The organism is Cytophaga sp. FL35 (genome assembly GCF_014349235.1).
Lineage (GTDB): Bacteria > Bacteroidota > Bacteroidia > Flavobacteriales > Flavobacteriaceae > Euzebyella.
The window spans coordinates 213645-227211 of the sequence record NZ_JACSOH010000005.1 but is presented as its reverse complement, the minus strand read 5'-3'; the positions used below and the strand labels follow the sequence as shown (position 1 = coordinate 227211).

Genomic DNA, 13567 nt, shown 5'->3' with positions numbered 1-13567 from the left:
GAAAAAATGAAAACAAATAATATATACATCGCTTTTTTAGGACTGCTCTTCCTAGCGAACATTAGTTGTGAAGAATCATTAGAAATAGACGCGGCAGATTCCTTTACCGAAGAATTTGTGTACAGTGATATTGATCAAGTTACCAATTTAGCCCTAACAAACTACAATAGTACAGAAAGCTGGGGATTGAACAAGACTATTTGGTGGTCCAGAAGGTACAATATTGAGAACGGTTCATTTGAAGCCAAATTCAATTTTAGGGATTTAGACCGCTTAGGACTAAGAAGGGGCTGGAATCCGGCCAATGTAGGTGACTTTAACAATAAGTGGACTACATATTACAGCTACATTAGAGAAATCAATTTATTTTTTGACAAAATTGACGATTCGCCCGCTGCCGAGGATTCTCCGGACGAAATACGTATTCTTAAGGCCGAAATGCGTTTTCTACGGGCTAACCTGTATTTTAAATTGACTAGACTATATGGTGCAGTACCTTTGATAAAAGAAACTGTAGGTTTTGATGCCGAAACATTTGACATTCCTAGAAATACCTATGAAGAATGTGTAAATTATATAGTTTCCGAACTAGATGCTGCAGCTGCAGATCTTCCAGAAACAAGACCGGATACGGAGTTTGGCAGAGCAACCAAACTAGCCGCACTTGCAGTTAAGTCTAGAACATTATTATATGCAGCAAGTGAGCTGCACAATCCACAAACCATTCCCAATGGACCCCTATATGATTATACAAGCGCAACTAAATGGGAGGATGCGGCCGACGCTGCCAAAGCGGTTATAGATTTAGTAGGCAATAGAGATTTGCTGGAGGTAACAAATGCAGCAGATTATAGAAACCTGTTTTTAGAAGTTCATCAAGATATTTTATGGGCTAGACCTTATGGGAGCGATCTTTTTGACTTTGGTACAGACGTAAATTCTCTTTGGAACCAAACTCAGGCTCCCAGTGGCTATGGTGGTTGGGCATTATCTTCACCCACCTTAAATTATGTTCTTCAATACAACATGTCTGATGGTACTTCTACTCAAGAAGGCAGCTATGATCCTATGAACCCTAATGTTGGTAGGGAAATGCGTTATTATGCAAACCTTAATTTTAACGGTGCTGAATTTAGAGGTAGGGAAGTTGAATATTTTCTTTCAGAGGATGTTAATATATTTCCGCACGGGTTAGATTCCCCAGAAGGTCTTGGAAATGTCCTTCACTCTTCAAAAACCGGATATAACATCCGCAAATTTCAAGATGAGTCTGTTGGTTTAACAGAAACATCCCCTGGCCGACCTTTTATTCTTTACCGATTGGCAGAAATATACTTGAATTATGCGGAAGCTTCTTATCATGTAGGTAATGAAACCGTAGCTCTAGAGTATCTAAACAAGGTCTCTAAAAGAGCCTTACAACCGATAATAATGGCTAGTGGAACGGAGTTATTAGATGCTATTAGAAGGGAACGTAGAGTTGAACTAGCTTTTGAAGGACATAACTTTTATGATGAAAGAAGATGGATGTTACCGGAGCACCTTGGTTTTGATGTCCAAGGGCTTAAATGGACCAAATTGACAGATGGTAGTGTAGTGCCAGAAGAATATACCGTAATAAACAGACCCTGGTTTGAAAGACAATATTACCTACCTATTCCGTTATCGGAAATTGAAAAAGCACCGTCTTTAGAACAAAATTTTGGATATTGAGTTGTAGTTAGTTTTAGTTAAATTGATTAGTCCCGCCATGGCGGGGCTTTTTTATTAAATTTCAGAAAATCCCACCTTTCTTAACTCAAAACTTCAAATAAAAGAGATTTAGTAACTCCACCTATACCCCATACCTATGGGAGCTAGACCGTTTGTATCCCTTAAGTTTTAGCTTGTTTCCTTTTATTTCAACCACGGAAAAACTATTGTTTTCAAGGCCTTCAAAATCAACCATTCCCAATACGGTCAAGTAATGAATTCCATTTTTACTAATATGGTCCTCCGCATGTACATGTCCCTGAAAAACTGCTAGCACCTTTCCGGAGGCCTCAAAAAGTTCTTGGGCCTCAAGATAGTCGTTTACATGATATTTATGTTCACCTCTAAAGAACTCGTACAAAGGATGGTGACAAAACACCATTACGGGCAAGGTATTACCTTCCAAATCCTTCTTCAACCAATCCAGTTGCTCCCTTCCTAGGTTGGTATCTTGCCAATCTTGACCTAGTTTATAAAAATGGTCTCTCCCCTCCTGGGTGTGGTTTCCGTCCAGGACTATGAAATGAAAACCGTTTCTATCAAAAGAGTAATATCCTTTATCAGAAACTATTCCAGTATTGGTCACATTTGCAATAAACTGTTGTTTGGTGATGCTATCAACATCATGGTTGCCAATGCAATGAAAGGTATCTCCTTCAAACTTTACAAATTCGGTTTCTATCTTTTGAAGGTACCCAAGGGTTTTTTGTTCTTCCTTGGATTCGTCCTCATCTTTAAAATCTCCCAAATGAACAACAAAGTCCACCTTTTCTTTATTCATAACCGAAACAAACTCCTGCATTTTTTCCAATGCTCCCCTATAAAATCGGGTACCGGCCACTTCCCTATCGGCATAATGGGAATCCGAAGCTAATCCAATTCTAATATTTCTATCAACCATAAAATATGGCTCCAATGGAACTATTAAGGTGGATACGCAGATTGTGGACGACTGTTTTATAAATTTTCTTCTTCCCATGTACAATGGTTTGTTTGTGAGAAAGGCAATTTACACAAGATTATAAATAGCTCATTTAATAATCATCATTTTTTGAAATATCTTATTTTAGAACAATCAACCAAATTTCAATGCCGAGCCCTAAATTTAAAAGAAACCTCACACGCATACTACCGTATGGTATTATCTGGTTGGTCATTGGCTGGTTGATTCTTTTTATACAAGAAGCGGCCACACAACATCAGAATTTAAACCCTGATGCCGCCATTACCCTAACTCCCTCGGTATTTGTTTTCGCTAGCATTGCCGTAGCCCTCGTCGGTTTTACCGTTGGAGCGCTAGAAGTACTTTGGTTGGGTAGATTGTTCTCCAAAAAATCGTTTTTCAAAAAAATATTCTTGAAAGTTGTTTTTTACGGGGTATTCTTGACCTTGGTCATGATTATAGTATATCCTATTGCTGCCGGTTTGGAGTTGGAGTTATCTCCATTACACCCCAGAGTGCTTGAAAAGCTGTCCAATTTTTTTGTAAGTCTAGATTTTGCAAGCACGGCCGTTTCCCTTGGGTTTAGTTTATTTATAAGCTTATTTTACTCGGAGATAAGTGAGAATGTTGGTCATGGGGTACTTATGAACTTTTTTACCGGTAAATATCACAAACCCAGAGAAGAAGAGCGAGTCTTTCTTTTTGCTGATATGAAATCATCTACCCGTATTGCAGAAAAATTGGGCCACATACAATATTTTCAATTACTAAGGGACTATTACAAGGATTTTTCTGATGCCATCATCAATTCATCGGGAGAAATATATCAATATGTAGGGGATGAAATTGTACTCACATGGAGCGTTAGTCAAAAACAAAGTTTGAACCTCTGTATTGATTGTTATGTTGCCATGAAAGATAAATTGGATGCACAAGCGAATCATTATCAAAATAAATACGGCATGGTTCCTACGTTTAAAGCAGGTTTACACATAGGAAGGGTAACTACGGGCGAAATTGGGGACCTAAAAAAGGATATCATTTTTACGGGCGATGTTTTGAACACCACGGCAAGAATTCAAGGTCTTTGTAATCAATTGAACACTGATATTCTTTTATCTCAAAATCTGGTCAGCCAAATGAAACCATCGGCTAAATTTAGATTTAAGACCGTTGGAGCGCATCCGCTTCGCGGTAAAGAAGAGGTTTTAGAACTTTTTACAATTAGCTCTAGAACAGAACAATGATGATTATCTACCCAAAGAGTTTTTTTGGATGTATTCTAAAAATTGAGGTTTGTACTGTTCTGAAACTGTTATACGTAAATCATTGATGAGAATTTGACTGCGTTCCACTACGTCAATGTTATTTAAGGCCACAATATAGGACCGATGTACCCTAAGAAAGTCTTTTTTAGGAAGTTCTTCCTGTAAGGACTTCAAGCTCATTAAGGTTAAAATAGGTCTTTCCAACCCCTTTAGCCATATTTTCACATAGTCTTTTAAACCCTCAAAATACAGCACCTCAGAGAGTTTAATTTTCACTTGTTTATATTCCGACTTTACAAAAATAAATTCCTTTTCGTTTGTTTCTATGAGCTGAGAATCATCTTTTTTTCGGTTTACAAAATAATCAAGGGCTTTGTTTACAGCAGATAAAAATTCAGCGTAATCAAAAGGTTTCAATAAATAATCCAACGCAGATACTTTAAAACCTTCCAAGGCGTACTCATCAAATGCAGTGGTAAAAATTACCTTGCTATTCTTTGGTAACATTCTAGATAGCTCCATACCTGTCAAATCGGGCATTTGGATATCCAAGAAAAGTAGGTCTACCTTATGATGGTTTACATAATCCAAGGCCTCCACAGCTGAACTACACTTTTTCTTAAGTTCTAAAAAGGGGGTTTTCTTCACGTAGCCCTCAACAAGGTTCATTGCCATAGGCTCATCATCTACAATTATACAGCTTAAAGATATGGTTGCCATTTATGTTTCAATTTCTAATTCTACATGATACCTGCCCTGATCGGTCCAGTGTTTTAAGGTATGCTTATTTGGGTAAAGCAATTGTAATCTTTTCTCAAGATTTTGAAGTCCAATTCCAGATCCACTTTTATCTGCGCTATTCTTAGGGAAATTTTTGTTGGATATACGTAATAAAATGATTCCTTCCTGAAGGCTCATTTCCATATCAATTTCACTCTCCACTGTAGCGGAAACCCCATGTTTAAATGCATTTTCAATTAAGGAAATAAACAAAAGCGGAGCAATTTCCAAATTATCGGTAGTTGGTGGAAAATTTGAACTCACCTTCGTTTTTTCGGAAAGACGTAGTTGCATGAGCTCTATATACTTTCTTAAAAATTCTATTTCCTTTGACAAAGGCACACGTTCAGATTTGGTCTCATAAAGTAGATACCTCATTAACTTTCCCAAACTATGAATGGTGGTTTTAGCCTTTTCAGGAGAACTATCGACCAATGAATAAATAGTGTTTAAAGAATTAAAAAAGAAATGCGGCTGTAATTGGTACCTTAGATGTTGAAGCTCCGATTGCAATTTGGTATTGGCCGCTTCCTTTCTTTCGGCTTCCGTTCTTTTCCACCTTTCCAAGGTACGCAATGCAATTGCACAGACAACCGGCAACAGATAAGAGACGGTCTGGATGTAAAGAAACATTTTTCTTGGAGGAGCGTTTTCATCACGTGGTTTAAAAACATCCTTAAAAAAAAGGTCATTGATATCTCCCCTGACGAGCACAAAGACCATTATAATTAGAATATTTAGGGCCACATAAACCATTGTTTTGCGATCGTACATAAAACGATCGATCAAATACAAATAGTTTAAATAGAATAAAATAGCATAAAACAATAATGGAACCCAAGAGTGGGCCAATACCCTAATTACCAATTGGTCTTGACCTGAGGACAAAAGGTAGGGTAAACTGAAAAGTATTGCCCAAACCAACAGATGAAAAATTACCAATGTTTTCTTTTTGTTATCCATTACCTAATTCTATTCATATCTAAGTGCTGTTATGGGATCTAAAGCGGCCGCTTTTCTGGCCGGATACCAACCAAAAAATATACCGGTAATTGCACATACAGCAAAGGAAACAATTATGGAATACATTGCGACACTCGTGGGCCAATGTAAATAATTCTCTATAAAGACAGTAGACCCCAGACCTAGTAGTACCCCAAGAAGTCCGCCAGTAATGCTGATCATTATAGCTTCAATTAAAAATTGAAGCAAAATATCCGCTCCCTTGCCTCCTACTGCCATTCGCAATCCAATTTCCTTGGTTCGTTCTTTTACGGATACGTACATGATATTCATTATACCAATACCACCGATCAGCAAAGAGATGCCGGCAACTGCTACTAATAAAATAGTCAACATTTCACTGGTACTACTAAAAGTACTTATTAACTCTTCCATAGAACGTACATGAAAATCATCATCTTCGTAATCCAACAAATTGTGCTGTTCGCGTAGAATTTCGGTAACTTCCAAAACGGCATCCGGTGCCACTTCCTCACTGGTAGCCGAAGCCATTATTTGATTGATATAATCGATTGCTAAAATACGTTTTTGTACCGTTGTAAATGGGGCGATAACCATATCATCCTGGTCTTGCCCAAAAGTATTCTCCCCTTTCTCTTCCAAAACCCCAATTACTTTAAACGGAATACTATTGAAACGGATCAATTGGCCAACGGGGTCCTCGCCATTGGGAAAGATGTTTTCTACCACCGTTTGGCCAAGAAGCACCACCTTTGCCGCAGATTGTACTTCCGCCTCCGTAAACATACTACCACTACTAAGCCCCACCACCTTAATATTCAAATATTCCGGGTTTACTCCATAAATAGTGGAAGGCCAGTTATTGGATCCGCTTATTACCTGCCCTCCCCCATTTACCAAAGGTGTACTGTAGCTTAATAAAGTAGACTGATTCTTCACCGCCTTATAATCTTCCAATGTCAAAGATTGCATGGCACTCGCGTCTTGCCTAACACCCCCACGGGTATCCGCTCCAGGTCTTACGGTAATCATATTGGACCCCATACTTGAAATGGTGCTTCTTATACTTTCTTTTGAACCTTCGCCAATAGCCAACATAGCAATGACAGATGCCACACCAATGATGATACCTAACATAGTCAATAGGGTGCGTACCTTATTTAGTACGATGGCATTAAATGCAATTTTAATTAGATTTAGCACTCTCATAATTACTGGTCTTCAACTGGAAGTAAATTCAATTCCTTTACCGCAGATTGTATATCTGTATTAATATGGTCCTTCTTGATATTACCATCTTGTAAAACTATGGTACGGTTACTAAAGTTGGCTATATCCGGTTCATGGGTCACAAAAGCAATGGTTATACCCCTTTCGTTCAGTTCTTGAAACAAAGACATGATTTCATAGGACGTTCTCGTATCCAAATTACCAGTAGCCTCATCTGCTAGTACCATCACCGGGTCATTGACCAAAGAGCGAGCAATGGCCACACGTTGCTGTTGACCTCCAGAAAGTTGGGATGGCGTATGGTTTAAACGCTCACCCAGCCCTACCATTCTTAAAGCTTTGATTGCTCGTTCTTTTCGCTCTTCGCTGGTTACTTTACTATTATAAAGCAGTGGCAATTCTACATTTTCGATAGCCGATGTTCTTGCCAACAGGTTATAGGATTGAAAAATAAAACCTATTTTCTCGTTTCTAATAGTCGCCAATTGATTACGACTTAAATCTTTTACCCTAACTCCATCTATGCTATAGGAACCCGAAGTTGGCTTATCTAAACACCCCAAAATATTCAATAAAGTACTTTTACCAGATCCACTCGACCCCATAATGGTAACGAATTCCCCTTCGTTAATTACAAAAGAAATTCCTCTTAAGGCATGTACAGTCTGCGTACCCATTGTAAACTCTCGTGTTAACTTTTCTATGTTTATAATTTCTCTCTTCATCTTATTTACTTTTTCTTATTGGCACCCGGAGGTTTAGGCATAAATGGACTCCCGTCTGCCCCAGCACTACTAGCACCTTCTTCCGTACTTTCAGATTTGAGATTATACACCAATTGTTCACCTTCACTAATTCCTTCCAATATTTGTACATTAACACCATCACTAGCCCCTAATTGTAGTGATTTAGGGATAATTCTGCCATCTTTCGTATAAATCCAAACCCTACTTCCATCTTGGATGGGCATAGGTGCTTTACTATTTTTTGCCGGGTCAAACTCCAAACCCTGTTGCTTGCCGTATGCCATTAACTGGGGTGGTGTAGGTTTAAAATTAAGGGCTTTGGCTTCTATTGTAAGAACATCCTTTAACTCTAGAGTATAGATAGAAACGGTAGCTGTTAAGCCTGGTTTAAGTTTCAGGTCCGGATTATCGGCCTTGATAACGACCGTGTACGTAATTACATTACTGGATTCTGTATAATCCAACCGAACCTGGGTTACAACACCTTCAAAAGTTTCCCCCAAATAGGCATCTACAGTAAAGCTTACCCTCTGGCCTTCTTTGACCCCTCCTATATCCGCCTCGTCAACATCCGCCTCTACCTGCATCTCTCTCAAATCTTGTGCTATGGTAAACAATGTAGGGGTACTATAACTGGCAGCCACTGTTTGCCCCTCGTCAATATCCCTGGAGAGCACCACCCCGTTTATGGGTGAATAAATGTTGGCATAACCTAAATTGGTCCTTGCCTGTTCTAGATCTGACAAGCGCTGCGTTACAGTACTCTTGGCCGTTTCATAGTTGTATAAGGCATCCTCATAGTCAGATTTACTGATGACTTGGTTGTCATACAAAGTCTTTTGGCGCTCGTATATGTTTTGCATATAATTTCTTTGGTTGATAGCATTGTCATACGAGGCTTGTGTTTGACTTAATGCGGCTTTGAGATTGGTTTTATCCAATTCTGCAATTAGCTGGCCTTCCGTCACTACACTATTGTAGTCAACATAGATTTTTTCGATAACCCCAGAAACTTGGGTGCCCACTTCAACCTGATTAATAGGTTCTATGGTCCCGGTTGCAGTCACCGAAGTGGTAACACCCCCCTTTTTCACGGCAACAGTTTGTACTTCTACAACAGCTTCATTTCCTCCTTTAAAAAAACTGTAGGATAAAAACGCTAAAATCGCAAAGCATACTACGCCAATAATTATATTTTTTTTATACTTCATTTGACTAAAGATTAATTTCATTTCCTTGATAAAATTGTAATAGTTGATGATATAACAGACTTAAATATTTTGTCTGTGCAAAAGTTTGTTCCGCAATTGTGTATGTATTTTGACTAACAATGAAATCGGTGGTGCTCAAAGCACCCAATTCATATTGTTTTCGTGCCAACCGAAATGATTCCTCAGCCGCGGATTTTGCTACTTTTGCCGCCGCCATCTGACTTTGTGCCGCTACGGCATTTTGCCAAGCCGTTTCTATTTTTTGATATAAATCCTTTTTATCTTGTGCTAGCTGCAATTTGGCTATATCTATGTCTATTTTAGCCTTCTCCACGGCAGTTTTGGTCTGATTTCTGTTGAAAATTGGGACATTTAGGGATAGCCCCACCCGTTGATTAAAGTTGAGATCAAATTGATCTGAAAAATTGTATTCTTGGGTAGAGGTGTACCCAGAACCTAAACTTCCGGTTAGGGAAAGGGTAGGTAAATACCCACCTCTTACAATATCAAGTTCCTTTTCAGATACCGAAATATTGAGTTTTCCTGCATGTATCTCCGGTAATTTATCTAGCGCGTTTTCATATACTACCTCCAACTTTGGAATAATTTGCTCTTCAGCTTTTGCGATATCGGTAATTTTGAAATCATAAGTTGTAGGTAATTCCAATAGTTGCTTAAGTGTTAATAATTGAAGTTCATAATCATTCTTGACAGAAATAAGATTGTATTGTAATGTTGCTGTATTAGATTGGGCATCCGTATAATCTTTTAGAGCAATTGATCCCGCTTCAAGTCTGGCTTTGGCCCGTTCCTCTTCCTTAATAGAAACCTCAAGGTTGTTTGCCGCAATACTTATATTTTCCTTGGTATATAAGAGTTGCACATAACTGTCTGTAATACTTAAAATTATATTGTTCTTGGCTTGTTCTTCGTAATATGAATATTGTTCTACCAAAAGCTGGTTTTGTTTGATTTGATTGGTAACCTGATTGCCCTGGAATAAAGTAACCTGTGTATTCAAGCCCAAACTGGTAGAATTAATTTGTTGCGATACAAAATCACTGGTAATGGGGTCAATTGAATTACCATTCGTGAAATTTTGTGACCCGCTAGCATATAGATTGGGCAATCTGGAAAATTTGGAGGCTTTTAGGTTTCGTTGCGTACTTTTCTTCTCTAGAGTGGCTTGATGTACGGTTATATTATGAGCTAATGCGTAATCTATACAGTCTTGCAAGCTCCAAGTTTTCTTTTGGTTTATTTCTTGACCTCTGATACCTGAGACAAAAACAAAAAATATGATGAAAATAGGTAGTTTCATTCTATGACTAATTTTAATCTTATAACAAAACTGCGTAACTAGTCATTTCTATTAAAAGAGAATAGACGATTTGGAGAATTGACTCTACCAAAATGGTTTGTACATAGACGAATAATTTCTAAAAACCCAATGTTGCCTCCCTTTGGGGAATATTGCTTATATATTGTATTTTTAGGCTAACTACGACTTAAACCTATACTCCATGACCTCTACCGAAGCACGTCTAAAAGAACGTGTAAAAGAACTTACCTGTCTCTATGAAGTCACTTCCATTATAGTAAATGCAGATTATGATGATTTAAAATCATCCCTTGATGAAATTGTACTTTGCCTTAAAAGAGGATGGCAATTTGTAAATGATACGGAAGTTATTTTAGCCTATGACAATTTTCGAGTGCAAACTAAAGATTATAAACCTAGTCAAGTTTGCCTATACACCAATATCAAGGTTTTCAATGAAAAAAGTGGGTACATAAAAGTAGCATATCCTGAAGATAAATACCAACTATCCGATTTCCTAAAAGAAGAACAAGACTTGTTGGATAATATTAGTTTGACCATTGGCCATTTGTTTGAACGAAAACTGGTAAGAGATAGAGAAGCGGCCATAAAAAGACAAATGGAACGGGCGGATCGTTTGCATATTCTTGGTGAAATTACCGCTGGTATTGCCCACGAACTCAACACACCCCTGGCCAACATTCTAGGCTTTGCCGAGTTGCTTAAAGAGGCTATCAAGGATAATGATGCCCTAAGGGACATTGAAAAAATAATGGAGAACGCCATTTTTAGCAGGGAAATAGTTAAAAAACTGATGTTTTTCGCCTGTGAAATGCCACAGGAAATGGTGGAAATCGATTTGATTCCCCTTGCAGAAAATGCGCTTAAACTGCTCCAACCTTCTTTTAGAAGTAAACATATCAAACTCAAAAAACAGTTCAGCCATGACAGTATCAAAATGAAGGCAGACACCGTACAACTTACCCAAGTGCTTTTTAATCTTATCATGAATGCCATTTATTACTCCCCAATGGAAGGGATGATCCTAGTAGATATAAAGAAATCCCCTAAAGGAATTCAGATTAAAATTGCAGACCAAGGTGATGGTATTGAAGAAAAAAATGAGGATAAAGTCTTTGAGCCCTTTTTTACTACCAAACCCATGGGCGAGGGCTCTGGATTAGGGCTTAGTGTAGTACACGGCATCATTAGTAGCCATCAAGGCACTATAAGTCACGAGCCCAATAAACCAAAAGGAACTATTTTTAAGGTAGATTTTCCAAATTCCCAAGCATGCTAAGAAAAGAGAATATATTGTTGGTGGATGATGATATTGGCATTCTAGAACTATTGCAGAGGCATTTGCAATCAATGAACTATCATACCTACAAAGCGGTTTCTGTAAAAGAGGCAGTGCGAATCTTAAAGGATACCTACATTGATTTGCTCATTACGGACATTCAAATGCCCGAGGTTGACGGTCTACAACTTTTGAAGTTTACCAACGAACATTATCCGGAAATGCCCAAATTGGTCGTTACTGGCTACCCCTCTGTTTCCGGAACTTTGGAGGGCATCAAATCCGGGGCCATGGACTACCTCACCAAACCCTTCACCAAACAGGAACTCAAAGAAAGTGTTGAGAAAGCCTTTATTCACGGAGCGGAAAAAAAGAAAAAGAAAAGACCTGCTCCCCAAAAAGAGGAATATGGGGGGATGATCGGTAGCTCAGAAAAATTTCTGGAGGTTATTGAGTTAATAGACCGTGTAAAGAACAATAAGGCTACCGTATTAATTCAGGGCGAAAGCGGAACGGGAAAAGAACTGGTGGCTCGTGCTATACATTATTCCGGTAAGTACGCACGCACACCCTTTATAGCGGTCAATTGTGGCGCAATTCCTGAGAACTTACAGGAATCGGAACTCTTTGGTTATGTAAAAGGAGCGTTTACGGGGGCCAATGAAAACAGAAATGGATTTTTTCAGGCTGCCAATGGGGGCACTTTATTTTTGGATGAAATTGGCACCGCTTCTTTAGCCGTCCAAACCAAATTACTCAGGGCTTTGCAGGAAAAAGAAATTGTAAAGGTGGGTTCAAGAAAGGTCGAAAAAGTGGATATTCGAATCATCGCCGCCACTAATGCCAATTTAAGGGATGACATCAACAAAAAAACATTCAGGGAAGACCTCTACTACCGCCTAACCGTTGTGGAAATAAAAGTACCACCGCTTAGGGAAAGAAAAGAGGATATACTTTTGCTTACGGACAGTTTTCTTCAAAAGTATGGCTTAGAATACAAAGATAGACCCTTAAGAATTTCTGCAGAAGCATACGAAGTATTACAGCGATATGACTGGCCAGGGAACGTGCGCGAACTTGAAAATGTCATTCAGCGTGCCATAATTATGTCCGATGGCATGGTTGAAATACAAGATTTACCTGATCGCCTCAAATTTCAAATCGAATTTGAAAATGACACCTTTGTTCCTCTTAAAAAAATGGAAAAAAAGTACATTGAGCGAGTTCTTGAACACTGTCAAGGAAATAAAACAAAGGCAGCAGAAATACTTCAGATCGATCGCAAGACCTTGCGAAGTAAATTGGAATGACCATAACCGAGTAAAAAGCACCCGTTTGGGTAAAATATCCCCATATTAAATATTGGTTGCAAAATATTTCATACCCACAACTACCTAATAGACAAATATTTATAAAATAAATCTAAAATTTTCATTTAACAGGCACACGGTTTGCCCAATGTGGTACAGAATTGCCCAATTGGGTAGTATGGTTCTGGATAACATTGATGAAAGTGGTTTTTTCAAATATGTCCTTGTATATAGAGGGACATATTCGGATAAAAATAAATTTCGAAAACGGCCCCGGTTCCTTATACCTAAAAGGCAGTTCTAAAAACAAATTGATAACCTTAAAATTTTTAGAACATGATCAAATACGTAGCAGCATTTTTACTTTCAGGTGTATTTTTAAACGCGCAAGAAGATGTAAAAGTTGGGGACGTTCTTGAAATAGGAAATCCCGAAGCAAGAACATACAAGCACATTGAGGTGCCCAGAGCAAATTTCATTATTAAAAGAGGTGGCATCGCCGATTATAAGACACTTAAAGGCGAAGAGGTGGTAGTAACATCAATCAAAGAAAAGAAAGATGGTACCCAAGAAATCAAAATCAAGCGTACCAATGGTCACCGTTTCTTCGGTAGCCACCCGGTAATTGCCGCTAACTATAAAGAAGCTTTGGCTTCCGGTGAATTAAGGGTTCAATAATTCTTAGACCTTATAAGTAAATGAAGCCGGTCATTTAATAATGG

Annotated in this window: 12 protein-coding genes; 5 read left to right on the top strand and 7 right to left on the bottom strand. The window is 38.4% G+C overall.

Going from position 1 to position 13567, the window contains the following annotated elements:
- Positions 1–6 precede the first annotated feature (6 nt).
- A complete protein-coding gene (locus BIZ36_RS05940; protein WP_187456948.1) occupies positions 7–1713 on the top strand; it encodes a RagB/SusD family nutrient uptake outer membrane protein in 1707 nt (568 codons plus the stop codon).
- 121 nt (positions 1714–1834) lie between these two features.
- Here BIZ36_RS05940 and BIZ36_RS05935 read toward each other — a convergent pair whose 3' ends face one another.
- Positions 1835–2731 (bottom strand): metallophosphoesterase family protein, encoded by an 897-nt coding sequence (locus BIZ36_RS05935; protein ID WP_187456947.1) that lies wholly within the window; start codon positions 2729–2731, stop codon positions 1835–1837.
- A 110-nt stretch (positions 2732–2841) separates the two neighbouring features.
- On the opposite strand from BIZ36_RS05935, the gene BIZ36_RS05930 reads away from it, so the two are divergent.
- Complete coding sequence (locus BIZ36_RS05930) at positions 2842–3942, top strand: adenylate/guanylate cyclase domain-containing protein (RefSeq protein WP_187456946.1); 1101 nt, start codon at positions 2842–2844, stop codon at positions 3940–3942.
- 3 nt (positions 3943–3945) lie between these two features.
- Here BIZ36_RS05930 and BIZ36_RS05925 read toward each other — a convergent pair whose 3' ends face one another.
- From BIZ36_RS05925 to BIZ36_RS05900, 6 genes are read right to left on the bottom strand one after another with little or no spacing between them, the layout of a single operon-like run.
- Positions 3946–4683, bottom strand: a complete 738-nt coding sequence (locus BIZ36_RS05925; protein ID WP_187456945.1) for a LytR/AlgR family response regulator transcription factor — start codon at positions 4681–4683, stop codon at positions 3946–3948.
- Positions 4684–5706 carry a sensor histidine kinase gene (locus tag BIZ36_RS05920; protein WP_187456944.1) on the bottom strand — a complete coding sequence of 341 codons (1023 nt, stop codon included), beginning with the start codon at positions 5704–5706 and terminating at the stop codon, positions 4684–4686.
- A gap of 9 nt (positions 5707–5715) precedes the next feature.
- Entirely contained in the window at positions 5716–6936 is a 1221-nt protein-coding gene (locus BIZ36_RS05915; RefSeq protein ID WP_187456943.1) for an ABC transporter permease, read from the bottom strand.
- 2 nt (positions 6937–6938) lie between these two features.
- Positions 6939–7682 (bottom strand): ABC transporter ATP-binding protein, encoded by a 744-nt coding sequence (locus BIZ36_RS05910; protein ID WP_187456942.1) that lies wholly within the window; start codon positions 7680–7682, stop codon positions 6939–6941.
- A gap of 5 nt (positions 7683–7687) precedes the next feature.
- On the bottom strand, positions 7688–8914 hold the full coding sequence (locus tag BIZ36_RS05905) for an efflux RND transporter periplasmic adaptor subunit (protein ID WP_187456941.1): 1227 nt from the start codon (positions 8912–8914) through the stop codon (positions 7688–7690).
- A 4-nt stretch (positions 8915–8918) separates the two neighbouring features.
- Positions 8919–10235, bottom strand: a complete 1317-nt coding sequence (locus tag BIZ36_RS05900; RefSeq protein WP_187456940.1) for a TolC family protein — start codon at positions 10233–10235, stop codon at positions 8919–8921.
- 202 nt (positions 10236–10437) lie between these two features.
- On the opposite strand from BIZ36_RS05900, the gene BIZ36_RS05895 reads away from it, so the two are divergent.
- The 3 genes from BIZ36_RS05895 (at position 10438) to BIZ36_RS05885 (ending at position 13523) form a co-directional block, all read left to right on the top strand.
- Complete coding sequence (locus BIZ36_RS05895) at positions 10438–11535, top strand: sensor histidine kinase (protein ID WP_187456939.1); 1098 nt, start codon at positions 10438–10440, stop codon at positions 11533–11535.
- Positions 11529–12845: a sigma-54-dependent transcriptional regulator gene (locus BIZ36_RS05890; protein ID WP_187456938.1), complete on the top strand. Its 1317-nt coding sequence runs from the start codon at positions 11529–11531 to the stop codon at positions 12843–12845. The genes BIZ36_RS05895 and BIZ36_RS05890 overlap by 7 nt, the downstream gene beginning before the upstream one ends.
- A gap of 336 nt (positions 12846–13181) precedes the next feature.
- Positions 13182–13523 (top strand): hypothetical protein, encoded by a 342-nt coding sequence (locus BIZ36_RS05885; RefSeq protein ID WP_187456937.1) that lies wholly within the window; start codon positions 13182–13184, stop codon positions 13521–13523.
- The last annotated feature ends 44 nt before the right edge of the window (positions 13524–13567 follow it).